Source organism: Kitasatospora sp. NPDC114501 (genome assembly GCF_055633695.1).
This window is the reverse complement of the sequence record NZ_JBVKDS010000003.1, coordinates 184,845-207,554: the sequence shown is the minus strand read 5'-3', so window position 1 is coordinate 207,554 and position 22,710 is coordinate 184,845. Positions and strand designations below refer to the sequence as shown.

Sequence of the window (22,710 nt, the reverse complement as noted above, 5' to 3'; positions counted from 1 at the left end):
TGCCCATGATGCCGGAGCGGTGGCGCGAACCCTCCGGAGAGCGGGCCGGAGAACCGTTTCCCCGGGCAGAGTTCAGACGGTTCGAACCCCGCCCGGCGGGCTCAGCGCTCGATGGCCTTGGCCAGGATCTCCGGCGTGCGCTCCAGCAGCCTCCCGGCCGCCACCCGCACGCCCAGCGTCGCGACCAGCGCGCCGTACACCGGGCCGACCAGCAGCACCGGCCAGCTCGGCCCGTCCGCGACCAGCGCCCAGGCGAGGTAGCCGCCGACCGGCAGCGCCAGCACCGTGACGCCGACCATCGAGCCGAACTGGTTGAGCAGGATCAGCCCGCCCTGCCCCGGGGCGGCGTTGCGCATCGGGTTGCTGTCGGCCGGCATGGTGTACGGCGCCAGCACGCTGAACACCGAGCCCAGCGCGATCCCGCAGCCGAGCAGCGTCAGCGCCAGGCCGAGCGCGGGCGGCAGCTCGCCCCACCGGCCGGTGACGGCCGCCAGCACCAGCCCGAGCACCACCGTCACCGGAACGGCGTACGAGAGCACCGCGTACGCCCGTCCGCGCAGCTCCGACCGGGCGTCGGCCGGGGTGCGCAGCGTGGCGGCGACCATCCAGAACGCCGAGCCGTCCATGCCGAACAGGTTGAGCATCTGCAACCCGAGGAACACCCCGGTCATCGCCAGCAGGTAGACGCTCGCCCAGCCCTGGACCATCGACAGCACGCAGACCACCAGCGTCATCCCGATGCTGGTGAACAGCGCCGCCTTGGCCCGTGGCTCGCGCCAGGCGTACCGCAGGTGCCGCTGCATCACCGCACCGGTCCGGCCCTGGGGCAGGAAGCCCCAGGCGCGGGAGTTCTGCACCCCGCGCGCCACCTCCAGGGTGGAGGAGTCGGCGGTCACCATCAGCTCCTGCAGGCTCCGCCGCCACCAGCGCAGCAGCAGCGCCAGCAGCGCGGCGGCCGCGGCGAGCTGGAGCAGCGCCAGCCCGTACCGGCCCTCGCCGGCGGTGCGCGGCGCGTCCGCCGCGCTGATCGGCGGGATCCAGCGCAGCACCGAGGCGATCGGCTTCAGCGGGGTGAGGTCGATCGGCCCGCCCCGGCGGCCGAGGATGCTCTGCGAGCCGACGTTGGCGACCTGCACCAGCAGCGCGAACGCGAGCCCTCCGAAGATCGCGAAGTCCTTGCCGCGCCGGCTGGAGAGCATCCGGGCGTTGCCGGCCGCGACCGCCCGGGAGAGCGTGACCAGGCAGAGCACCACGAGCGGCACGCCGGGCACCGCGACCGCGGCCGAGACGCCGCCGGCCGCGCCGGCCAGCACCGCGCCGGTCACCAGCACCAGGCTGATCAGCGGCCCCGGCCCGATCAGCGCGGCCAGCAGCGAGCCGCGCAGCAGCGGGCCGGGCCGCAGCGGCAGCATGGTCAGCCGGGTCGGGTCGGCGCTCTCGTCGCTGGAGAAGAGGAACAGCGGCAGCGCGCCCCAGCCCAGGGTCAGTACGCCGAGCAGCATCACCCCGGCGTCCCCGGAGCCCGGGTAGCGCCCGTTCAGCGCGGCCATGGCGACGGCGATGCCGGCCGCGAAGGCCAGGCCCACGACGCCGCCGATCACGTAGACGGCGGTCCGGCCGGGACTGCGCCGCAGCCCGTTGCGCAGCAGCCGCAGCTTGAGCGCCACCAGGGCGCGGACCACCGTCCGGCCGTCGGGCACGGCGGGCGTCGTCGCGCCACTGTCGATGACGAGCCCGCTGCGCTCGCTCATGCGCCCACCTCGCTGCGCCCGGCAGGGGCATCCGCCCCCGCGCGCCTGTTGACGGCGACCTCGCCGCGCCCGCTCACCGGGCGCCCCCGGCCTGTCCGCCGCCGAGCCAGCCGAGCGCCTGCCCGTCGTCCTCGCGCACGCCGATCAGCTCCAGGAAGGCCTCGTGCAGGCTGCGCCCGCCCCGGACGGAGTCCAGCGGCCCCTGGGCGATCACCCGGCCGGCGTTGACCACCGCGACCCAGTCGCAGAGCTGCTCGACCAGCTCCATCACATGGCTGGAGAAGACCACCGTGGACCCGGCCGCCGCGTACCGCTTGAGCACCCCGCGGATGGTCTGGGCGGACACCGGGTCGACGCCCTCGAAGGGCTCGTCCAGGAAGAGCACGTCCGGGTTGTGCAGCAGCGCGGCGGCCAGGCCGATCTTCTTGCGCATGCCGGTGGAGTAGTCGGCGACCAGCTTGTCGGCGTCCCGCCCGAGGTCCAGGACGGCCAGCAGCTCCTCGGCCCGCCGGTCCACCTCGGCGCCGGGCAGGCCGCGCAGCCGCCCGGTGTACTGGAGCAGCTCGCGCCCGCTGAGCCGCTCGAACATCCGCAGGCCCTCGGGCAGGATCCCGATCCGGGCCTTGACCGTGACCGGGTCGGCCCACACGTCGGTGCCGTGCACCAGGACGGTGCCCTGGTCGGGCCGGAGCAGCCCGGTGACCATCGACAGCGTGGTGGTCTTGCCGGCGCCGTTCGGCCCGACCAGGCCGATGAACGCCCCGGCCGGCAGCTCCAGGCTCAGCCCGGCCACGGCGGCCTGGGTGCCGAAGTGCTTCCAGAGCCCCTGGATGCTGACGGCGGACGGGGTTCCCGGCCCGGGGAGGTCGGAGGACGGCGGCGCTGACGCCTGCATGGCGGCCTTCTCTGCTCGTGGTGGTGGACGGGGGAGAGCGTGGTGCGAAGCTCCCGTGGCTCAGCCTGGCACCACTCGAACGGGCTGTCGCCCGAGTTGAGCATCCTCTGAGCGCATCCGCCGCCCGGGTGAGGCACACCGACCGGCATCGCCTTCCCGGCGACTACTGGACCGATTCGGCAACTACTCAGTTCGTTCGTTCGTCCTGCACTATGAGGGAGCAGTGACGTGCGCGGGGGTGCCGCGCTACCGGGAGGTGGCGGATGTCCGTACAGCCATGGGGCGAGCCGGGTTCCGGCTATCCGCCCGGCAAGCGGCCGACGGGGGGCTGGCAACCAGCGCCCGCGGTCTCGTCGCAGGCCGCGATGCGGGCGGGCCACGCCGACCGGGAGCGGACGCTCGACGTGCTCAAGGCCGCGTTCGCCGAGGGCCGGCTCTCCGTCCAGGAGTACGAGCAGCGCCACGAGGCGGTGGCCGCGTCGCAGACCTACGGCCAGCTGGCCGCCCTGGTGGCCGACCTGCCCTCCGGGCCGATGACGGCGCCGCCGATCACCGCGCCGCAGCCGATCCCGGCGACCTTCCTCGTGGCGCCTCCGCCTCCGCCCCGCACCACCAGTGTGCTGGCGGTCACGTCGTTGGCGCTCAGCCTGATCGGCTTCTCACTGCCCGCCGTGGTCACCGGCCACATCGCGCGGTCACAGATCCGGCAGCGCAACATGGACGGTGACTGGGCGGCCGTCCTCGGCCTGGTCATCGGCTACCTTGGCAGCGCGTTCTGGACCTTGATGATCCTCCTGGGTACCGTCTGATCCTGCTGAGCACCGCCTCCCTAGGCGGCGGAGCGCACCGGGCCGACCGGGTCCACGGGCCGCCATCGGGAGGGTGCCGTTAGTCCCTCAGGGCTCGGTTCGGTACGGTCTTCTCGTCCATGGCTGACCGTTGCCTGTTACATCTCGTCGATGCGAGCACCCACCGCCCCCGGCCGTGGGCGTCGCACGCCGAGTTCGGACCGACCCCGAAGGCCCATTTCCAGATGATGATCACTGCCGTCAAGAGCATCGCCGAGCGGCTTGCGTCCACGCCCCGGCGGCTGTGGGCGGTCGCGTTCGCGATCCTGTTCGCGCTGAGCGCGGCCTGGTCGCTGGCGACTCCGATCGGCGGCTCGCCGGACGAACCCGCGCACCTCATCCGGGCGGGCGCCGTCGCCCGAGGCCAGGTCAACGGTGAGGAAGTCATGATCCCGCACACGGTCGGCGGGATCAAAGGCTACTGGGCCGAGAGCGGGGTAGTGCTCCCGCGGATCTACGAGGACGTGGCGGAGACCCACTCGTGCTACGCCTTCAAGCCCTGGCAGTCGGCCGACTGCGCGCCAGCGCTCAAGCAGCGCTCCGGGACGGCCGAGGTGACCACCTCGGCGGGCCGCTACCACCCGGCGTACTACTTCGCCGTCGGCTGGCCCAGCCTGCTGCTCCCGGGTAAGACGGCCTTCTACCTGATGCGCCTGATCTCGGCCGCGATCTGCTCCGCCCTGGTGGCGAGCGCGGTGGTCTCGGCGGCGGAGTGGCGTCGACGTTCCCTCGGCCTCCTCGGAGTGGTGGCGGCCACCGCTCCGATGTCGCTGTTCATGTTCGGGGTGGTCAATCCGAGCGGCCCGGAGATCGCCGCGGGCATCCTGGTCTGGAGTGCCGCCGTCGCGCTGCTGATGAACCCGGATCCTCAGCTCCTGAGCCGCCGCGTCGCCCGGCTCGGCATCGGTGCGATAGTGCTGATCAGCATCCGGCCGCTAGGCCTGATCTGGTTCAGCGGGGCGGTCTTCTTCGCCCTGCTGCTCGGGCGCAGGGACGCACTCGCTTCGATCCTGCGCCATCGGGCAACCTGGGCCTGGGGCGCTCTGACCGCGGTCTCGGCCGGCGTGGCCCTCGTCTGGTCCTCGACTCACCCGGACCACTCGGTCATCAACGCCCCGAGCGGTTTCACTCCGCTGTCCGCGGCCCGTCAGACCTTCGACAACGGTCTGCTGTACATGAAGCAGATGATCGGCTACTTCGGCTGGCTGGACGCCGAACCCCCGGCGGCGACGCTGCTGCTGTGGTGCGGCGTGGTGATCGTCCTGGTGCTGCTCGCGCTCTGCTACGCGCGGCTCAGGGACGCCCTGGCCGTCCTGGGGATCCTGGCCGGGATCGTGGCCATACCGTTGGTCGCCCAGGCCATGCAGGCGCGGGAGGTCGGCATGATCTGGCAGGGCCGCTACCTGCTGCCGTTCGCCGTCGGGCTGCCGATCGTGTGCGTCGCGATCTGCCACGAGCGGCTGCCCTGGGGTGGTTTCTCCTGGCGCCGGCTGATGGTGCTGTGCTCCGGCGCACTGGCGCTGGCCGACTTCGCGGCGTTCGTCTGGGCGCTGCGCCGCATGGCGGTCGGTACCGGAGGGTCGTTCTTCATCAGCCCGGCCCACTGGGCGCCGCCGTTCGTGGGCTGGCAGCCCTGCGTGCTGGTGTACGGGGCGGCCGTGGTGGCACTGGGACTGCTCGTCGTCCTGTCGGACCGGAAGGGGACCGACCAGGAGCAGGCCGAGTCGTCGTCGGCCGGGACGTCCGGGGACGGCGCCGGCGACGGGAACACACCGCTCGCCGCCCTCCGCGCAGAGGCGTAGGGTTTCGCCGTGCGGGGGTTCTCGACCATGGTATGGGGGCCGCCCGCGTCGTTTCCCGTCCCGTTTCGAGGCCTGGCCCCGCGACCTGCGGCGTTGCATTTGTTTTGACCGCGCCCGATGCGCTAGGTACGCTCTGACCTTGTGCCTGGGGTGTCCCCGGGTCCTTGTGCGTGCATGCACACCGGTCGCCGCGCCGAGCCGGAGCGCTTCCCAGCGCGCCGCGCGTAGAGCGCCGTCGCTGTACATCAGCTCATGGGATTCCGTGTCGTAACAAGCCCAACACACCCGACCGCGTGGGTCGACCACGGGGCCGTGTGCGAGGGAGACACCGCAGGTTAGTTCCACCAAGCCTTGGCACACAGAAAACGGAGAAACGGTGCCTACGATCCAGCAGCTGGTCCGAAAGGGCCGGCAGGACAAGGTCGAGAAGAACAAGACTCCCGCGCTGAAGGGTTCCCCGCAGCGCCGTGGGGTCTGCACGCGTGTGTACACGACCACCCCGAAGAAGCCGAACTCGGCTCTCCGCAAGGTCGCCCGTGTGCGCCTCACCAGCGGGATCGAGGTCACCGCTTACATCCCGGGCGAGGGCCACAACCTGCAGGAGCACTCCATCGTGCTGGTGCGCGGTGGTCGTGTGAAGGACCTTCCTGGTGTCCGCTACAAGATCATCCGCGGTTCGCTCGACACCCAGGGTGTCAAGAACCGCAAGCAGGCCCGCAGCCGCTACGGCGCCAAGAAGGAGAAGTAAGAATGCCTCGTAAGGGCCCCGCCCCGAAGCGCCCGGTCATCATCGACCCGGTTTACGGCTCCCCGGTCGTCACCCAGCTGGTCAACAAGATCCTGCTGCACGGCAAGCGCTCCACCGCCGAGCGGATCGTCTACGGCGCCCTCGAGGGCGTCCGTGAGAAGACCGGCTCGGACCCGGTCGTGACGCTGAAGCGCGCGCTGGAGAACGTCAAGCCGGCCCTCGAGGTCAAGTCCCGCCGTGTCGGTGGCGCGACCTACCAGGTTCCGGTCGAGGTCCGTCCGGGCCGCGCCAGCACCCTGGCGCTGCGCTGGATGGTCGGTTACTCCCGCGCCCGTCGCGAGAAGACCATGACCGAGCGCCTGATGAACGAGATCCTCGACGCCAGCAACGGTCTGGGCGCTTCCGTGAAGCGTCGCGAGGACACCCACAAGATGGCCGAGTCCAACAAGGCCTTCGCGCACTACCGCTGGTAGTCCGTACCCCGTCACTAGACAGAGAGAGAACGAGCCACCATGGCTGCAACCTCCCTTGACCTCGCCAGGGTCCGCAACATCGGGATCATGGCGCACATCGACGCGGGCAAGACCACCACCACCGAGCGGATCCTGTTCTACACCGGTGTCTCGTACAAGATCGGTGAGGTCCACGATGGCGCTGCCACCATGGACTGGATGGAGCAGGAGCAGGAGCGCGGCATCACGATCACGTCGGCCGCGACGACCTGTCACTGGACGGTCGACGGCGTCGACAACACCATCAACATCATCGACACCCCGGGTCACGTCGACTTCACCGTCGAGGTGGAGCGTTCGCTGCGCGTCCTCGACGGTGCCGTGACGGTGTTCGACGGTGTCGCCGGTGTCGAGCCCCAGTCCGAGACCGTGTGGCGGCAGGCTGACCGCTACGGCGTCCCGCGCATCTGCTTCATCAACAAGCTGGACCGCACGGGCGCGAACTTCTTCTTCTGCGTCCAGACCATCGTGGACCGCCTCGGCGCCACCCCGCTGGTCATGCAGCTCCCGATCGGTGCCGAGTCGGACTTCCAGGGCGTTGTCGACCTGGTCCGCATGAAGGCTCTGGTCTGGTCCGCCGAGGCCGCCAAGGGCGAGATGTACGACGTCGTCGACATCCCGGCCGAGCTGCAGGAGCAGGCCGACGAGTACCGCGAGGCGCTCATCGACACGGTCTCGAACGTCAGCGACGAGATCATGGAGCTCGCCCTCGAGGGCGAGGAGATCCCGGTCGAGCTGCTGCAGGACGCGATCCGCAAGGGCACCCTGAACTCGGACTTCACCCCGATCTTCTGCGGTACCGCCTTCAAGAACAAGGGCGTTCAGCCCCTGCTCGACGCGGTCGTCAAGTACCTGCCGTCCCCGCTGGACATCGAGTCCATCGAGGGCACCAAGCCGGGCGACGACACCGTCAAGATCTCCCGCAAGGCCTCGGACGACGAGCCGCTCGCCGCGCTCGCGTTCAAGATCATGTCGGACCCGCACCTCGGCAAGCTCACCTTCGTCCGGGTCTACTCGGGCCGCCTGGAGTCCGGCACCTCGGTGCTGAACGCCGTGAAGGGCAAGAAGGAGCGCATCGGCAAGATCTACCGCATGCACGCGAACAAGCGTGAGGAGATCGACTCGGTGGGCGCCGGCGACATCATCGCCGTCATGGGCCTGAAGCAGACCACCACCGGTGAGACGCTGTCCGACGAGAAGAACCCGGTCATCCTGGAGTCCATGGACTTCCCGGCCCCGGTCATCCGCGTCGCGATCGAGCCCAAGTCCAAGGGTGACCAGGAGAAGCTGGGTGTCGCCATCCAGCGTCTCGCCGAGGAGGACCCGTCCTTCCAGGTCAACACGGACGAGGAGACCGGCCAGACCATCATCGCGGGTATGGGCGAGCTGCACCTCGAGGTGCTGGTCGACCGTATGCGCCGTGAGTTCAAGGTCGAGGCCAACGTCGGCAAGCCGCAGGTCGCGTACCGCGAGACCATCCGCCAGGCGGTCGAGCGCATCGACTACACCCACAAGAAGCAGACCGGTGGTTCCGGTCAGTTCGCCAAGGTGCAGATCGCGATCGAGCCGCTCGAGCAGGCCGAGGGCTACGAGTTCGTCAACCAGGTCACCGGTGGCCGCGTTCCGCGCGAGTACATCCCGTCGGTCGACGCCGGTTGCCAGGAGGCCATGGAGTTCGGCATCCTCGCCGGCTACCCGCTGCAGGGTGTCCGCGTGAAGCTGCTGGACGGCCAGGCGCACGACGTCGACTCCTCCGAGCTCGCGTTCAAGATCGCCGGCTCGATGGCCTTCAAGGAAGGCGCGAGGAAGGCCAAGCCGGTCCTCCTCGAGCCGATGATGGCCGTCGAGGTCACCACGCCCGAGGACTACATGGGCGACGTGATCGGCGACATCAACTCTCGCCGTGGCCAGATCCGGTCCATGGACGAGCGTCACGGTGCCCGCGTCGTCACGGCGCTGGTGCCCCTCTCCGAGATGTTCGGCTACGTCGGTGACCTGCGCAGCAAGACCTCTGGTCGCGCGAGCTACTCGATGCAGTTCGACTCGTACGCCGAGGTTCCGAAGAACGTGGCGGACGACATCATCGCCAAGGCCAAGGGCGAGTGACGTCCCGATAATCGGGACGATAACGAAGCCTTAGGCTATTAGGAGGCAACCCGGGAGGATCCGGTCGGATCCTCCCGGGGCCTCCGGCCCCCCCACCAGCGGGACGGCACGGGATGTCCTCCGGACAACCCGCACCAAAACCGATTCAGACCAACTGACGTCAGCACGGCGTACAGGAACTGTCCTCAGGAGGACTCAGTGGCGAAGGCGAAGTTCGAGCGGACGAAGCCCCACGTCAACATCGGCACCATCGGTCACATCGACCACGGTAAGACCACGCTGACCGCGGCCATCACCAAGGTGCTGCACGACGCGTACCCGGAGATCAACCCCTTCACGCCGTTCGACCAGATCGACAAGGCGCCGGAGGAGCGGCAGCGCGGTATCACCATCTCCATCGCGCACGTCGAGTACCAGACCGAGGCGCGCCACTACGCCCACGTCGACTGCCCGGGTCACGCCGACTACATCAAGAACATGATCACCGGTGCCGCCCAGATGGACGGCGCCATCCTGGTGGTCGCCGCCACCGACGGCCCGATGCCGCAGACCAAGGAGCACGTGCTCCTGGCCCGCCAGGTCGGCGTCCCCTACATCGTCGTCGCCCTGAACAAGGCCGACATGGTGGACGACGAGGAGATCCTGGAGCTCGTCGAGCTCGAGGTCCGCGAGCTGCTCTCCGAGTACGAGTTCCCGGGCGACGACCTGCCGGTCGTCCGCGTCTCCGCGCTGAAGGCGCTGGAGGGCGACAAGGAGTGGGGCGAGAAGCTCCTCGGCCTGATGCACGCCGTCGACGAGGCCATCCCGACCCCGGCCCGCGCCGTCGACCAGCCGTTCCTGATGCCGATCGAGGACGTCTTCACGATCACCGGTCGTGGCACCGTCGTCACCGGTCGTATCGAGCGTGGCATCCTCAAGGTCAACGAGACTGTCGACATCATCGGCATCAAGGAGACCAAGACCACCACCACGGTCACCGGCATCGAGATGTTCCGCAAGCTGCTCGACGAGGGCCAGGCCGGTGAGAACGTCGGTCTGCTGCTCCGTGGCATCAAGCGCGAGGACGTCGAGCGCGGCCAGGTCATCATCAAGCCGGGTTCGGTCACGCCGCACACCGACTTCGAGGCCCAGGCCTACATCCTGTCGAAGGACGAGGGTGGCCGTCACACCCCCTTCTTCAACAACTACCGCCCGCAGTTCTACTTCCGTACCACGGACGTGACCGGCGTCGTGACCCTCCCCGAGGGCACCGAGATGGTCATGCCGGGCGACAACACCGCCATGACCGTCGCGCTGATCCAGCCGATCGCCATGGAGGAGGGCCTGAAGTTCGCCATCCGTGAGGGTGGCCGCACCGTCGGCGCCGGCCAGGTCACCAAGATCATCAAGTAGTCTGATGTTCTGACCTGCCTGCCTCGTACAGGCTCAGTCCGCAGGGCCCCGCGCACTCATGGTGCGCGAGGCCCTGCGGCGTGTCGGGATATCGAATCGACGGCGATCAGGTAACAGGTCCGTTGAGAGTGCCCTCGGAATGGACTGCTATCCTGCCGCTCATTGGCTCTCCCCCGCCGCCGTCCGCGATGCTCAGGGTGCGGAGGGGGAAGGATTCCGGCCGGTGGGACGACCCGGCGGTCCGTGCCTCCCAACCGCTCTCGGATCACATGGGGACAGGCGAAGAAGGATGCTCAACGCAGTGGAGCACGGAGTCGGACGGACCGGGGAGCCGGCGCCGCTCTTGTCGGTCGTCATGCCGATCTACAACGAGCAGGAGGCGCTGCCGCTGACCGTGCGGCGCCTGCGCCCGATCCTTGACGGCCTGGGGATCACGTACGAAGTGGTCGGCATCGACGACGGCAGCACGGACGCCACCCCGGTGCTGATGCAGAAGATCCACCAGGACTGGCCGGAGTTCCGGATCGTCCGGTTCGCCCGCAACTCCGGGCACCAGGCCGCCCTCACCGCCGGCATCCACCGCGCCTTCGGCGACTACGTCGTCTCCATCGACGCCGACCTCCAGGACCCGCCGGAGAAGATCCCCGAGATGCTCTCGCTCGCGCGGGAGCAGGATCTCGACATCGTCTACGGCGTGCGCGGCGACCGCGGCACCGACACGATCTTCAAGCGCCGCACAGCCGGCGCCTACTACTGGCTGATGCGCAAGCTCGTCGGCAAGAAGATGCCCAACCAGGCCGGTGACTTCCGGCTGCTCAGCCGTGCGGCGGTGAACGCCCTCAAGGCGATGCCCGAGCACCAGCCGGTCTACCGGCTGCTGGTACCGTGGCTCGGCTTCCCGAGTGGCGAGGTCGTCTACGTGCGTGAGGAACGGATCGCGGGCTCGACCCACTACCCGCTGTCCAAGATGGTCCGCCTCGCCGTCGACAGCGTCACCAACTTCTCCGCGAGTCCGCTGCGGCTCGCCACCTGGCTTGGGCTGTTGAGCTTCCTGCTCTGCTTCGCCCTCGGCGTCTACACCGTGGTCATGTACGCGCTGGACAAGACCGTCCCCGGCTGGTCCTCGCTGTTCATGGGCATGCTGTTCCTCGGCGCGGTGCAGCTCGTCTGCATGGGCCTCCTGGGCGAGTACGTCGGCCGCATCTACTCGGCGGCCCAGGCCCGGCCGGCCTACTTCGTCGGCTATGACTCGGCGGAGGGGCCCGACCCCGCGACGGCTCGTCGCAGCGCCTCCTGCACGAGCTGACCGGAGTCGTTCCGCCGCCGGTCGACAGACCGCCGCCGGCCTCCACCAGGGCCGTGCTGCGAGCTGTGAGCTTGGACGAGAGAACGGACACCATGCATACGAACAGCACTGCGACTGGAGCGCCGACCACCGGAGGACGTCCGGGTGATCCGGCGCTGTCCGGCAGCGCGGCGGACGGGGGACCCGGGGCCCGCGCCTTCTGGCGGTTCCTCCCCGCAGTCTGCGCGTACTTGCTCCTGGTTGGGCTGCTGCTGGCCGCGGACACCAGGGTCGGCGACGTCGCCCGGTACACCTTCTACGCGGGCTGGGGCGTGGTGCTTCCGGGCACCCTGGTCTTCCGGGCCCTGCGCAGGCGTCCGCACACCCTGCTGGAGGACCTCGTCTTCGGCGCGGTGACCGGGCTGGTGCTGGAGCTGGCAGCGTGGGCGGTCCTGGTCGGCGCGGGCCTCCAGTCGGTGGCCGTCGGGTGGCCGCTCGCTGTGGTCGTCCCGTTCGCGCTCGTCCCTGGTCTGCGCCGGCACTGGCGCGTCAGCGGCTACCGGCGGCAGTCCCTCGGCCTCTCCTGGTCGTTGGCCGGGCTGGTGGGCCTGACCAGCCTGTACTACTACCTGGTCTTCCTGTCGAAGTTCCCGGTCCTGGCGACGGACGAGAACTCCCGGCTGTTCGGCGACATGCCGTACATGCTGTCGCTGGCGGCCAACGCCAAGCAGCACGTGCCATTGACGTTGCCGCAGGTGGCCGGGGAACCGCTCCACTACCACTGGTTCACGTTCGCGCACATGGCGATGACCGACATGGTGGGCCACATCGACCTGCCGGTGGTCGAGACCAGGCTGCTCGTCCCCGCGTTCGTCGCGCTCGGCACGCTGATCACGGCCGTGGTGGCCCAGCGGATCACCGGTCGGGCGTGGGCCGGTCCGCTCGCCGGGCTGCTGCTCTTCGCGGTCGGGGAGTTCACCGCGGTCTACCCGAACACGGTGATGAGCTGGACCTTCGGCGCGCCGGCCATCCGGTTGATGTCCTGGTCGAGCATGTCGCTGACGTACAGTCAGCCACTGCTGATCGCGCTGATCGGCGTGGTCGCCGACAGGCTCCGCAGGGTCAGCGGTCCGGGCGACGCGGACGGGCCGGCTCGGGCGCCGGAGTTCGGACGGGGGGCCTTCGTCCTGACGGCGATGTTCGCGACCGCCTCCAGCGCGGCCAAGGCGAGCACCCTCCCGGTGGCACTCGCGGGTCTGGCCGTCGCCGGCCTGGCGGTCCTGATCAGGACCCGGCGCATCCCCTGGACGGTCGTCGGGTTGGGTGCGGCCATCGCGGGCGCCCAGCTCTTCGCGACGGCGGTGATCTTCGACTTCGAGAGCTACGGCCTGGAGGTCCTCCCCTTCGGCAACATCCAGAAGTACTGGGCCGAACCCGTGGAGGGCCGGCCGGTGCTGCTTCAGGGCGGTCTGGTCGCGGTCGTCTTGATCGCCTTCTTCCTGAACCACCAGATCAAGCTGCTGGGCGCGGTGCCGCTGCTGTGGCGGCGCCGGCTTCGGCTGAACGCGGAGCAGTGGTTCCTGCTCGGCGCGGTGGTCGCCGGACCGGCGGCCTACCTGATGGTCAACGGCTACAACGCCAGCTACTTCACCATCTCCGCGATGCCCTTCGGGGCGGTGCTGTCCGCCTGGGGGTACTGCGAGGCCTTCGAACGGGCCACGCTACCCAGGGCCGCCAAGGCCGCCCTGGCCGTCGGCGCGGTGGCCCTGACCGGGCTGTTCACCTGGCTCTCGTACCGGTACTCGGCGGACTGGGAGACCTTCCTGCGCGAGCACACCGGGGACGGCACCGGCACCGAGCCGTACACGCCGCTGCTGCCGGCGCTGGGCGTGGCGGCCGCGTTCGCGGTACTGGCGGTCCTCCTGGGGTTGCTCTGGCGCCTGCTCTCCAGGGCGGCGCGCGGTCTGCGGCGCCGGGGCGGGATCGTCCTGCTCACCGCCGGACTGACGCTCGGCACCCCGGGCCTCGCCCTCGACGCCATCCAGGCCCACGAGACCCTGTGGGACGGCAGTTGGGTGATGCCTGCGAGCCAGGTGAACGCCGCACGCTGGATTCGCTCCCACAGCGCGCCCTCGGACGTCCTGGCGACGAACAGCCACTGCTGGCAGTACGAGGACTACGCGGACGGTCTGCCGTGCGCCAACTACCGTTCGCACTGGCTCGGCGCCTATTCGGAGCGCTCGGTCCTCATCGAGGGATGGGCGTACGCACCGAGACTGATGTCCAGCTCGAACGGGTCGTCGGCCTCCGGCTCGCCGTTCTGGGACACCGAGCTGTTCCAGCTCAACGAATCCGCGTTCTACGCGCCGACGCCGGACGTCCTGAACCGGCTGCACCGTGTCCACAAGGTCCGCTACCTCGTGGTCCAGCGGAAGGCGGGTGCCGAGTCGCCACAGCTGAGGAACTTCGCCAAGCCGGTGTTCGACAATGGCCGGGTGGCTGTGTACGAGCTCTCCTGACCCGACGAACGAAGCAGCAAACCATGATCTCCACCGACAACGCCCCGGCACCGGCGCCCGACGGCCCGGCCGCCGCGACGGCCGGCACCGCCAAGCGGCAGCTGCCGTCGTTCGTGGTCATCGGCGTGCTCAGCACGGTCTTCTGCCTCGGCCTGTACGTGGTTGCCCGCCAGGTCGTGGACCCGCAGGCGGCCAACCTGATCGCCCTGGCGGTGAGCGCGGTCGTCAACACCGCAGCCAACCGGCGCTTCACCTTCGGGATCACCGGCTCGGAGGGCGCGGTGCGCCAGCAGCTCCAGGGCGCCGTCGCGTTCCTGATCGGTCTGGGCCTGAGCAGCGGCGCGCTCGCGCTGCTGGCCCACCTCGCGCCGCACGCCTCGCGGGTGGTCGAGGTGGCCGGCCTGGTCGTGGCCAACGGCCTCGCGACGGTGGCCCGGTTCGTCCTCCTCAAGGTGTGGGTCTTCAGGACCCGCTGAGGGCGAACCGGGCCACCTGGGCCTGACGTCTCGTGCGGTCAGGGCGCGGGGACCGCGGTCCTGGCGGATTCCCTGGCCTGCTGGGCCGTGGCCGGGACGAGGACCTTGCGGGCCCGGCGTTCGGCCAGCGCGCGCACCGGCCGCGGCGTCCAGTCCTTCGCCTTCAACGCGGGCTTCTCGACCAGGTACCAGGAGAGCGCGGCGAGGACGACCGTCCCACCGAGGGACAGCAGGAGGTAGACCTTCATGCCGTGCGCGTTGCCCCCGAGTGCGGCGACGGCCTGCTCGACGGTGAAGCCGTACACGTAGATGCCGTACGAGAAGTCCCGCTTGACACCGATCCGCTGGAACGGCCTGGGCAGCCGGACCGCCAGCCAGAAGAGCAGGTACGCGAAGGCCGGGTAACCGAACGCGAACAGCCCGCCGTAGCGCATGCTGGCGACCAGCACGACGACCGACAGCAGTGCGAGCCCGGCGTTGATCGGGATCCGCTCCTTGTACAACTGCACCGTGGCGCCGAGCAGGAAGACGAACGACAGGTAGACGAAGTACTGCGTGTAGACCTGGCCGAAGACCGGCACGTGGACATAGAAGCCCATGCTGTGCGGGTTGTTGACGAAGCCGGCGGTCGTCCGCCAGTCCTCGAAGATCAGGATCCAGCCGACCAGCGTCAGCAGCGGCACCGTCTTCTTCGCGCGCAGCAGCACGCCGCCGGCGGCCAGCAGGCCCATCATGACGTAGCAGAGCATCTCGTAGTCGAGCGACCAGAGGGAGCCGTTGATCCCGGGGTCGTGGTTGGTGCCGGCCCGCATGCCGTCGTCGATGACGTTCGAGATGTCGAACCCGGTGGAGAGCGAGGCGTTCCAGGCACCTGCCAGGTAGTTCAGCGGCCCGTGCGGGTGCGACCAGTAGCCGGTGAGCGAGTGGTGGGTCCGGTAGTACAGGGCGGGTGCCACCAGCAGGACGCAGACCAGGAGCGACGCCCAGAGCCCGGGCAGGATGCGCAGGGCGCGGTGCCAGGAGTACCGGCCGGCCGTGCTGCGCACGGCACTTCCGGTGATCATGAACCCGGACAGGGCGAAGAAGCCGACCACCGCGAGCCGCCCGAGGTCGATCTGGCCACCGCTGAAGTGAGAGAGCGGAGCAGGCCGGCCGAATCCGAGCGGGTAGGCGTGGGAGTACACGACGGCTACCGCGAGGGTCGTCCGGATCGCGCCGAAGCTGTTCACCCGGCCGGACAGACTGCCCCCCCTCAGCCACGCAGGGCGTCGGATGTCGACGCCCTCGCGTATGCCGTGTGAGCGTCCCGCATGGTGGGTCATGGTCCGTCCGATCCGGCCGGCTGGGGAGCGGCCTGGGAATGGCCTGTGATGGGGGAGGGAGAACGGCCGAGGGGACGGGTACGCCCTGCGCTCGCCCCTCGGCCGGACGGGCTGCGCTACCGCTGCTTCAGCGAGTCCGTGTAGGCCTTGCAGGCCTGGTAGTCCGGCAGCAGGCCGTCGGCGAGCGCCTCCGCGAGGGAGGGGGCCACCGCGTCGCGGGCCGAGAGCTGCGGGGCGTCGGTCGGCCACTCGATGCCGAGGTCCGGGTCCAGCGGGTGCACGCCGTGCTCGCCGGTCGGGTTGTACGTCGCCGAGCAGAGGTAGGTCAGCGTGGCGTCGTCGGTCAGGGCGCAGAAGCCGTGGCCGAGGCCCTCCGGGATGTAGACGGCCTTGCGCTCGGTGTCGTCCAGCCGGACGAACTCCCACTTGCCGAAGTTCGGCGAGCCGACCCGCAGGTCGACGATGACGTCCAGCACCGCGCCGCGGGTGCAGGCCACGTACTTGGCCTGGCCGGGCGGGACGTCGGCGAAGTGGATGCCGCGGACGACGTCCTTGGCGGAGAGCGACAGGTTCGCCTGGGCCAGGTTCAGCGGGTGGCCGACGACCTCGGCGAGGCGGTCGAAGCGGTACCACTCGGTGAAGTGGCCGCGGGCGTCGCCGTGCACCTGCGGGGTGATCTCGAAGGCGCCCTCGATGGAGAGCTCACGGAACTTCACTGGGCGGCCGCCTCTTCGAGCAGGCCCAGCAGGTACTGGCCGTAGCCGCTCTTCAGCAGCGGCTCGGCGAGCTCGCGCAGCTGGGCGTCGTCGATCAGCCCGGCCCGCCAGACGGCCTCCTCGATGCAGCCGATCTTGAAGCCCTGGCGCTCCTCGATGACCCGGACGAACTCCGAGGCCTGGACCATCGACACGAACGTGCCGGTGTCCAGCCAGGCGGTGCCGCGGTCGAGGATCGTCACGTGCAGGTCGCCGGTCTGGAGGTAGGCGTCGTTGACGGCGGTGATCTCCAGCTCGCCGCGGGCGCTCGGCTCCAGGTTGCGGGCGATCTCGACGACCCGGTTGTCGTAGAAGTACAGGCCGGGGACGGCGTAACGGGACTTGGGCTCGGCCGGCTTCTCCTCGATGGAGAGGACCTGGCCGTTCCCGTCGAACTCGACCACGCCGTACGCGGTCGGGTCGGCCACCGGGTACGCGAAGACCCGGCCGCCCTTGATGTCGGAGTGCTCGGTGAGCGCGGTGCCCAGGCCGGTGCCGTGGAAGATGTTGTCGCCGAGGATCAGGGCCACCGGCTCGTCGCCGATGAAGTCCGCGCCGAGCACGAAGGCCTGGGCGATGCCCTCGGGCTTCTCCTGGACGGCGTACTGGAGCTTCAGGCCGAACTGGGAACCGTCGCCCAGCAGCCGTTCGAACTGGTCCCGGTCGTTCGGGGTGGTGATGATCAGGATTTCGCTTATCCCGGCCATCACCAGGGTCGAGAGGGGGTAGTAGATCATCGGCTTGTCGAAGACCGGGAGGAGCTGCTTCGACACCGCACGGGTCAGGGGCCACAGCCGCGAGCCGGTGCCGCCGGCCAGGAGGATTCCACGCATGGGTGCACCCTATTCGAGATCGGTGAACGCGGGAGGGGCCGGGTCGGGAGGGCGTTCGGGCGGCGGTAGACTACGCGCATTATGCGCATCCTCGTGACCGGCGGCGCCGGATTCATCGGTTCGGAGTTCGTCCGTCAGCTCCTCGGAGCAGACGAGAACGCCCGGATCACGGTCTTTGACAAGCTCACCTACTCGGGTGTCCTGGAGAACCTGGCCCCGGTGGCAGACCACAAGGGCTACACCTTCGTCCAGGGCGACATCTGCGACGCGGACGCCGTCGACCAGGTCATGCCCGGCCACGACGTGGTGGTGCACTTCGCCGCCGAGTCCCACGTGGACCGGTCGATCGCCGGTGCGGGCCCGTTCGTGCTGACCAACGTCGTGGGCACCCAGGTGCTGCTCGACGCGGCCCGCAAGCACGGCGTCGGCCGCTTCGTGCACATCTCCACCGACGAGGTGTACGGCTCGATCAACGAGGGCTCCTGGACCGAGACCTGGCCGCTGGAGCCGAACTCCCCGTACTCGGCCTCGAAGGCCTCCTCCGACCTGCTGGCGCTGGCCTACCACCGCACCCACGGCATGGACGTCGTGGTGACCCGCTGCTCCAACAACTACGGGCACTACCAGTTCCCGGAGAAGGTCATCCCGCTGTTCACCACCAACCTGATCGACGGCAAGAAGGTGCCGCTGTACGGCGACGGTGGCAACATCCGCGACTGGCTGCACGTCTCGGACCACTGCCGGGGCATCGAGCTGGTCATGCGCGGCGGCCGGGCCGGTGAGGTCTACAACATCGGCGGCGGCACCGAGGCCACCAACAAGGAGCTGACCGGCCTGCTGCTCGAGGCGGCCGGCGCCGGTTGGGACATGGTCGAGCACGTCGAGGACCGCAAGGGCCACGACCTCCGCTACTCGATCGACATCAGCAAGATCCGCGAGGAGCTCGGCTACGAGCCGCAGGTCCGCTTCGAGGACGGCCTCGCCGCGACCATCGCGTGGTACCGCGAGAACCGTGCCTGGTGGGAGCCGCTGAAGCAGAAGGCGGCCCTGGCCAAGTGACCGCGAACGCCGCCGCGCCCGTGCGCTGGCTGGTCACCGGCGCGGCCGGGATGCTCGGGCGGGACCTGCTGTCGGTGCTGGGCGCCGACGCGACCGCCGAGATCACCGCGCTGCGCCGGGCGGACCTCGACATCACCGACGCGGAGGCCGTCCGGGCCGCCGTCGAGGGCCACGACATCGTGGTCAACTGCGCCGCGTGGACGAACGTCGACGCGGCGGAGACCGAGGAGGACGCCGCCACCGCCATCAACGGCACCGGTGTGCGCCACCTGGCCGCGGCCTGCGCCAAGAGCGGCGCGCGGCTGCTGCACGTCTCCACCGACTACGTCCTGCCGGGCGACGCCACCGAGCCCTGCCCGGAGGACGCCCCGACCGCGCCGGTGAACGCGTACGGCCGCGGCAAGCTGGTGGGGGAGCGGGCGGTCGCCGAACTGCTCCCCGAGCACGGCTACGTCGTGCGCACCGCCTGGCTGTACGGCGAGCACGGCCCGAACTTCGTGGCCACCATGCTCAAGCTCGCCGCCCAGCGGGACACCCTGGACGTGGTGGACGACCAGCACGGCCAGCCGACCTGGTCCTACGCGCTGGCCGGCCGCCTGGTCGAGCTCGGCCGGGCCGCGCTCGCCGGGCAGGCCCCGGCCGGGGTCTACCACGGCACCGCGAGCGGCCGCACCACCTGGTGCGGACTGGCCCGCGAGAGCTACGCGCTGAGCGGGCTGGACCCGGAGCGGATCCGTCCGACCACGTCGGAGGCCTTCGTCCGCCCGGCCGCCCGTCCGGCCTTCAGCGTGCTGGCCCACGACCGCTGGGCCGCCGCCGGACTGGCGCCGCTGCCCGAGTGGCGGGCCATGCTGGCCGAGGCCCTCGCCCGTCCCGTCTTCGCCGAACTGGCCGCCACGGCCCGGAGCACCGAGAGCGACAGACCTCAGTGAAGAAAGCACTGATGAAGGTGGCTGCCGCGCTACCGCCGGGAACCCTGGCGGTGGCCGGCGGCACCGTCGTCCTGGGCGCCGCCTCCTACATCCACCTCGGGGTGGCGGGCCACAGCCTGTCCGTCGACGACATGGCGAACGTCTCACTGCTGTGGACGATCGTGATGTCCGTCGGCATCGGCGTCTTCTTCCCGATCGAGCAGGAGCTCACCCGGATCGTCGCCGCCCGCGCCGCGCTCGGCCACGGCGCCGCACCGGTGCTGCGCCGGGCGACCCTGCTCACCGGCGGGATCCTCGCGGCGACCCTGGCCGTCCTCGGCGCCGCCTCCGGCCCGATCGCCCGGTCGATGTTCCACGGCGACCGCTCGCTGGTGCTGGCGCTCGGCGGGGCCTTCACCGGCATGGCCGTCTGCTACCTCACCCGCGGCGTGCTGGCCGGCCTCGGCCGCTTCGGCGCGTACGGCACCCAGCTCGGCCTGGACGGCGGCCTGCGGATCGGCCTGGCCTTCGCCTTCGGCGTGGCCGGGGTGCACTCGGCGCTCGCCTTCAGCCTGATCCTGGCCGTCGCGCCGGTCCTCGCCACGATCGTCACGCTGCCGCCGCTGCTGCGCGCGGTGAAGCCCGGCGAGCAGGTCGGCTGGTCCGAACTCTGCTCCGGGCTGGGCCTGTTGATCTGCTCGACGCTGCTCTCGCAGGTCGTGGTGAACGCGGCCGTGGTGAGCACCAAGCTGCTCGCGCCCTCCGACTCCGCGCTGATCGCCGCCCTGCTCAACGCGCTGGTGCTGGCCCGGGTGCCGCTGTTCGTCTTCGGTTCGCTCCAGGCCTCGCTGCTGAACGGCCTCTCCGCCGCGATCGCGGTCGGGGACCGGGCCGCCTTCACCGGGATGCTCAAGAAGATCGGCGCCGTGGTGGGCGCGCTGGGCCTGCTCGGCGGGATCCCGGCGGTCGCCCTCGGCCCGTGGCTGATCCAGGTACTGTTCGGCGCCAAGCCGGTGCTCGGCTGCCTCGACTTCTTCTGGTTGTCCGCCGGAACCGTGGCGTACATGTTCGCGATGGTGCTCGGCCAGGCGCTGATGGTATTCAAGCGGCACAACCTGCAGCTGCTCTGCTGGGCGGTCGGCACCGCGGTCCTCGCCGGGGTGACCTTCCTGCCCGGCGAGGTGTCCACTCGCGTGATCCTTGCGTACACGGCGGGTTCCGTGGCCACCGTCCTCGGTATGCTGGCGGTCCTGAGGCAGAGTTTCGCCCGTTCGGCGACGATTTCCGCGGGCCCCGTCCAGCAGCCGGGGGACCCGGACGCCGCGGTGTTGAGCAGCCGGACGGCCGGTGACTGACCGTGTCCGCCCCTCATCTTCAGATCGCCGCGCAGCAGCGCGGGCCAGACCCCATTCATGGAGCCTCCGTGTCCCAGTACGACGATGTTTGGCTGGTGATCCCGGCCTACAACGAGGGCCAGGTGATCGCCGACGTTGTGGAGGGGGCGCGAAAGACGTTCCCGAACATCGTGGTGGTCGATGACGGCAGCGGCGACGACTCGGCGAAGCACATCATGGAGACGGGCGCGCACCTGGTGCGCCACCCGGTCAACCTCGGCCAGGGTGCCGCCCTCCAGACCGGCCTCGCCTACGCCCTGGCCCAGCCGGGCGCCAAGTACTTCGCCACCTTCGACGCGGACGGTCAGCACCAGACCGCCGACGTCGAGAAGATGGTCGCCCTGCTGCGGGAGGGCGACGTGGACGTGGTCCTCGGCTCGCGCTTCATCGAGCAGAACGGGCAGGTGCCGTGGATCAAGCGGGTCGTCCTGCGCACCGCGGCGACCGTCAGCCCGACCGCTCGCAAGCTCAAGCTGACCGACGCCCACAACGGCCTGCGGGTGCTGAACCGCGAGGCCGCCGGCCGGCTGCGGATCACCATGAACGGCATGGCGCACGCGTCGGAGATCGTCAGCTACCTCGCCGGCTCGGACCTCCGGGTCGCCGAACTCCCGGTGGACATCCTGTACACCGACTACTCACGCGCCAAGGGTCAGTCCCTGATCAACGGCGTCAACATCATCTTCGACATCTCGCTGCGGGAGCGTAGCCGCCGATGAAATTCTTCTGGATCCAGCTGGTTCTCATTCTCGGCTCGGTCACTCTCGCCTTCATGTTCATCCGGCGTTGGGACCGTGCCAACACCCGCGCCTGGAAGCGCATCGCGTTCTCGGTCTTCGTGCTCGTGAACATCTACGCGGTGCTGCGTCCCACCGACGTGACCTGGCTGGCCCACCAGCTCGGCGTCGGCCGCGGCACCGACCTGGTGCTGTACGTGATGGTGCTGGCGATGGGCTTCCTGACCCTGAACACCTTCCTGCGCTTCCGCTCGCTGGAGAAGAAGCTCACCGACCTGGCGCGCACCGTGGCGATCAACGAGGGCGCCCGGCTGAACGAGGAGCGCTTCGACCTGGACCTGCCGGTCTCGGCGCCGGTCGACCGCAGCAAGGCCTGATCCCGTGGCGACCTTCGAGTTCATGCTGCCGTACTACGGCGACGTGGCACTGATGCAGGCCGCGGTGCGGAGCATCCTCGCGCAGACCGACCGGGACTTCCGGCTGACCGTCATCGACGACGGCAAGGAGCCGGACGTCCCGGGCTGGTTCGCCGCGCTCGGCGACGACCGGGTGAGCTACCTGCGCAACGAGCGGAACCTCGGCATCACCAAGAACTTCCAGAAGTGCGTGGAGCTGTCGACGGCCGACCACGTGGTCATCATGGGCTGCGACGACCTGCTGCACCCGCACTACCTGGAGACCGTCCGGGCGATCGTCAAGGACAACCCGGACCTGGGCATGGTGCAGCCGGGCGTCGAGGTCATCGACGGCAACGGCGAGGTCAGCCGTTCCGGCTTGGCGGACAACGTCAAGGAGAAGATCTACGCGCCGACCGTCAAGGGCCGGCGGCTGATGGGCGGCGAGGAGCTGGCCGCGAGCGTGCTGCGCGGCAACTGGCTCTACTTCCCGTCGATCTGCTGGCGGGGCGAGGCGCTGCGCGCGGTCAACTTCCGTGACGAGTACTCGGTGATCCAGGACCTGGCCCTGGTCGTCGACCTGCTGGAGCGCGGCGAGCAGATGATGGTGGACAACACCACCGTCGTCTTCCAGTACCGCCGGCACGCGGTCAGCGAGTCCTCGGTGCAGGCCTTCTCCGGCACCCGGTTCACCGAGGCGGAGCGGTACTTCAACGCGGTGGCCGAGCGGATGGACGCCCGGGGCTGGCCGAAGGCCGCCCGTGCGGCCCGGTTCCGCAGCGCCTCCCGTCTGCACGCGCTGACCATGCTGCCGGGCGCGCTGAAGCGCGGCCAGCGGGCCGGCGCCAAGGTCCTGGTCCGCCACGCGCTGACCGGGGGAGAGCGGCACTGACCGCTCGGAAGTCCTGGAACGGCACTGGGCCGGTAGTCCGAACTCGGACTACCGGCCCAGTGCCGTTCGCGGTTCGCG

Annotated in this window: 20 protein-coding genes; 15 read left to right on the top strand and 5 right to left on the bottom strand. The window is 69.9% G+C overall.

Going from position 1 to position 22,710, the window contains the following annotated elements:
- Positions 1-101: 101 nt before the first annotated feature.
- Together ACZ7RU_RS07390 and ACZ7RU_RS07385 are read right to left on the bottom strand one after the other, a co-directional pair.
- The gene (locus ACZ7RU_RS07390; protein ID WP_470339919.1) at positions 102-1,751 is read right to left on the bottom strand and encodes a transporter; all 1,650 of its coding nucleotides are present in this window, start codon (positions 1,749-1,751) and stop codon (positions 102-104) included.
- A gap of 73 nt (positions 1,752-1,824) precedes the next feature.
- Positions 1,825-2,646: an ABC transporter ATP-binding protein gene (locus tag ACZ7RU_RS07385; RefSeq protein WP_470339918.1), complete on the bottom strand. Its 822-nt coding sequence runs from the start codon at positions 2,644-2,646 to the stop codon at positions 1,825-1,827.
- Positions 2,647-2,909: 263 nt separating this feature from the next.
- Here ACZ7RU_RS07385 and ACZ7RU_RS07380 point away from each other — a divergent pair, with 263 nt between their 5' ends.
- The 9 genes from ACZ7RU_RS07380 (at position 2,910) to ACZ7RU_RS07340 (ending at position 14,334) form a co-directional block, all read left to right on the top strand.
- A complete protein-coding gene (locus ACZ7RU_RS07380) occupies positions 2,910-3,455 on the top strand; it encodes a DUF1707 and DUF4190 domain-containing protein (RefSeq protein ID WP_470339917.1) in 546 nt (181 codons plus the stop codon).
- 224 nt (positions 3,456-3,679) lie between these two features.
- Complete coding sequence (locus ACZ7RU_RS07375; RefSeq protein WP_470339916.1) at positions 3,680-5,296, top strand: DUF2142 domain-containing protein; 1,617 nt, start codon at positions 3,680-3,682, stop codon at positions 5,294-5,296.
- A 376-nt stretch (positions 5,297-5,672) separates the two neighbouring features.
- Complete coding sequence (gene rpsL, locus ACZ7RU_RS07370) at positions 5,673-6,044, top strand: 30S ribosomal protein S12 (protein ID WP_014144289.1); 372 nt, start codon at positions 5,673-5,675, stop codon at positions 6,042-6,044.
- Between the two features lie 2 nt (positions 6,045-6,046).
- The gene (gene rpsG / locus ACZ7RU_RS07365) at positions 6,047-6,517 is read left to right on the top strand and encodes a 30S ribosomal protein S7 (RefSeq protein WP_030055803.1); all 471 of its coding nucleotides are present in this window, start codon (positions 6,047-6,049) and stop codon (positions 6,515-6,517) included.
- A gap of 39 nt (positions 6,518-6,556) precedes the next feature.
- Positions 6,557-8,662: an elongation factor G gene (gene fusA, locus ACZ7RU_RS07360; RefSeq protein WP_470339915.1), complete on the top strand. Its 2,106-nt coding sequence runs from the start codon at positions 6,557-6,559 to the stop codon at positions 8,660-8,662.
- 198 nt (positions 8,663-8,860) lie between these two features.
- Positions 8,861-10,054 (top strand): elongation factor Tu, encoded by a 1,194-nt coding sequence (gene tuf / locus ACZ7RU_RS07355; protein WP_380608275.1) that lies wholly within the window; start codon positions 8,861-8,863, stop codon positions 10,052-10,054.
- A 355-nt stretch (positions 10,055-10,409) separates the two neighbouring features.
- On the top strand, positions 10,410-11,360 hold the full coding sequence (locus ACZ7RU_RS07350; RefSeq protein ID WP_470339914.1) for a glycosyltransferase family 2 protein: 951 nt from the start codon (positions 10,410-10,412) through the stop codon (positions 11,358-11,360).
- 230 nt (positions 11,361-11,590) lie between these two features.
- Entirely contained in the window at positions 11,591-13,858 is a 2,268-nt protein-coding gene (locus ACZ7RU_RS07345; protein WP_470339913.1) for a hypothetical protein, read from the top strand.
- A gap of 23 nt (positions 13,859-13,881) precedes the next feature.
- A complete protein-coding gene (locus ACZ7RU_RS07340; RefSeq protein ID WP_470339912.1) occupies positions 13,882-14,334 on the top strand; it encodes a GtrA family protein in 453 nt (150 codons plus the stop codon).
- Positions 14,335-14,372: 38 nt separating this feature from the next.
- Here ACZ7RU_RS07340 and ACZ7RU_RS07335 read toward each other — a convergent pair whose 3' ends face one another.
- The 3 genes from ACZ7RU_RS07335 to rfbA form a co-directional block, all read right to left on the bottom strand.
- Complete coding sequence (locus ACZ7RU_RS07335) at positions 14,373-15,563, bottom strand: acyltransferase family protein (protein WP_470339911.1); 1,191 nt, start codon at positions 15,561-15,563, stop codon at positions 14,373-14,375.
- Between the two features lie 209 nt (positions 15,564-15,772).
- On the bottom strand, positions 15,773-16,372 hold the full coding sequence (gene rfbC, locus ACZ7RU_RS07330) for a dTDP-4-dehydrorhamnose 3,5-epimerase (RefSeq protein WP_470339910.1): 600 nt from the start codon (positions 16,370-16,372) through the stop codon (positions 15,773-15,775).
- Entirely contained in the window at positions 16,369-17,244 is an 876-nt protein-coding gene (rfbA, locus tag ACZ7RU_RS07325) for a glucose-1-phosphate thymidylyltransferase RfbA (RefSeq protein ID WP_470339909.1), read from the bottom strand. The genes rfbC and rfbA overlap by 4 nt, the downstream gene beginning before the upstream one ends.
- A gap of 81 nt (positions 17,245-17,325) precedes the next feature.
- On the opposite strand from rfbA, the gene rfbB reads away from it, so the two are divergent.
- The 6 genes from rfbB (at position 17,326) to ACZ7RU_RS07295 (ending at position 22,632) form a co-directional block, all read left to right on the top strand.
- On the top strand, positions 17,326-18,303 hold the full coding sequence (gene rfbB / locus ACZ7RU_RS07320; protein ID WP_470339908.1) for a dTDP-glucose 4,6-dehydratase: 978 nt from the start codon (positions 17,326-17,328) through the stop codon (positions 18,301-18,303).
- Complete coding sequence (rfbD, locus tag ACZ7RU_RS07315; protein WP_470339907.1) at positions 18,300-19,235, top strand: dTDP-4-dehydrorhamnose reductase; 936 nt, start codon at positions 18,300-18,302, stop codon at positions 19,233-19,235. Before rfbB ends, rfbD begins: the two co-directional genes overlap by 4 nt.
- 11 nt (positions 19,236-19,246) lie before the next feature.
- Entirely contained in the window at positions 19,247-20,569 is a 1,323-nt protein-coding gene (locus ACZ7RU_RS07310; protein WP_470339906.1) for a lipopolysaccharide biosynthesis protein, read from the top strand.
- A 68-nt stretch (positions 20,570-20,637) separates the two neighbouring features.
- The gene (locus ACZ7RU_RS07305; protein WP_392867362.1) at positions 20,638-21,327 is read left to right on the top strand and encodes a glycosyltransferase family 2 protein; all 690 of its coding nucleotides are present in this window, start codon (positions 20,638-20,640) and stop codon (positions 21,325-21,327) included.
- On the top strand, positions 21,324-21,722 hold the full coding sequence (locus ACZ7RU_RS07300; protein ID WP_188301641.1) for a DUF2304 domain-containing protein: 399 nt from the start codon (positions 21,324-21,326) through the stop codon (positions 21,720-21,722). The genes ACZ7RU_RS07305 and ACZ7RU_RS07300 overlap by 4 nt, the downstream gene beginning before the upstream one ends.
- A 4-nt stretch (positions 21,723-21,726) precedes the next feature.
- Positions 21,727-22,632, top strand: coding sequence for a glycosyltransferase family 2 protein (locus ACZ7RU_RS07295; protein ID WP_470339905.1), 906 nt, complete (start codon positions 21,727-21,729; stop codon positions 22,630-22,632).
- Positions 22,633-22,710: the final 78 nt, after the last annotated feature.

Coding starts and splice junctions, on each gene's coding strand:
- ACZ7RU_RS07390 (WP_470339919.1), bottom strand. CDS start 1,751: ATGAGCGAGCGCAGCGGGCTCGTCATCGACAGTGGCGCGACGACGCCC.
- ACZ7RU_RS07385 (WP_470339918.1), bottom strand. CDS start 2,646: ATGCAGGCGTCAGCGCCGCCGTCCTCCGACCTCCCCGGGCCGGGAACC.
- ACZ7RU_RS07380 (WP_470339917.1), top strand. CDS start 2,910: ATGTCCGTACAGCCATGGGGCGAGCCGGGTTCCGGCTATCCGCCCGGC.
- ACZ7RU_RS07375 (WP_470339916.1), top strand. CDS start 3,680: ATGATGATCACTGCCGTCAAGAGCATCGCCGAGCGGCTTGCGTCCACG.
- rpsG (WP_030055803.1), top strand. CDS start 6,047: ATGCCTCGTAAGGGCCCCGCCCCGAAGCGCCCGGTCATCATCGACCCG.
- fusA (WP_470339915.1), top strand. CDS start 6,557: ATGGCTGCAACCTCCCTTGACCTCGCCAGGGTCCGCAACATCGGGATC.
- ACZ7RU_RS07350 (WP_470339914.1), top strand. CDS start 10,410: ATGCCGATCTACAACGAGCAGGAGGCGCTGCCGCTGACCGTGCGGCGC.
- ACZ7RU_RS07340 (WP_470339912.1), top strand. CDS start 13,882: ATGATCTCCACCGACAACGCCCCGGCACCGGCGCCCGACGGCCCGGCC.
- rfbA (WP_470339909.1), bottom strand. CDS start 17,244: ATGCGTGGAATCCTCCTGGCCGGCGGCACCGGCTCGCGGCTGTGGCCC.
- rfbB (WP_470339908.1), top strand. CDS start 17,326: ATGCGCATCCTCGTGACCGGCGGCGCCGGATTCATCGGTTCGGAGTTC.
- ACZ7RU_RS07310 (WP_470339906.1), top strand. CDS start 19,247: ATGAAGGTGGCTGCCGCGCTACCGCCGGGAACCCTGGCGGTGGCCGGC.
- ACZ7RU_RS07300 (WP_188301641.1), top strand. CDS start 21,324: ATGAAATTCTTCTGGATCCAGCTGGTTCTCATTCTCGGCTCGGTCACT.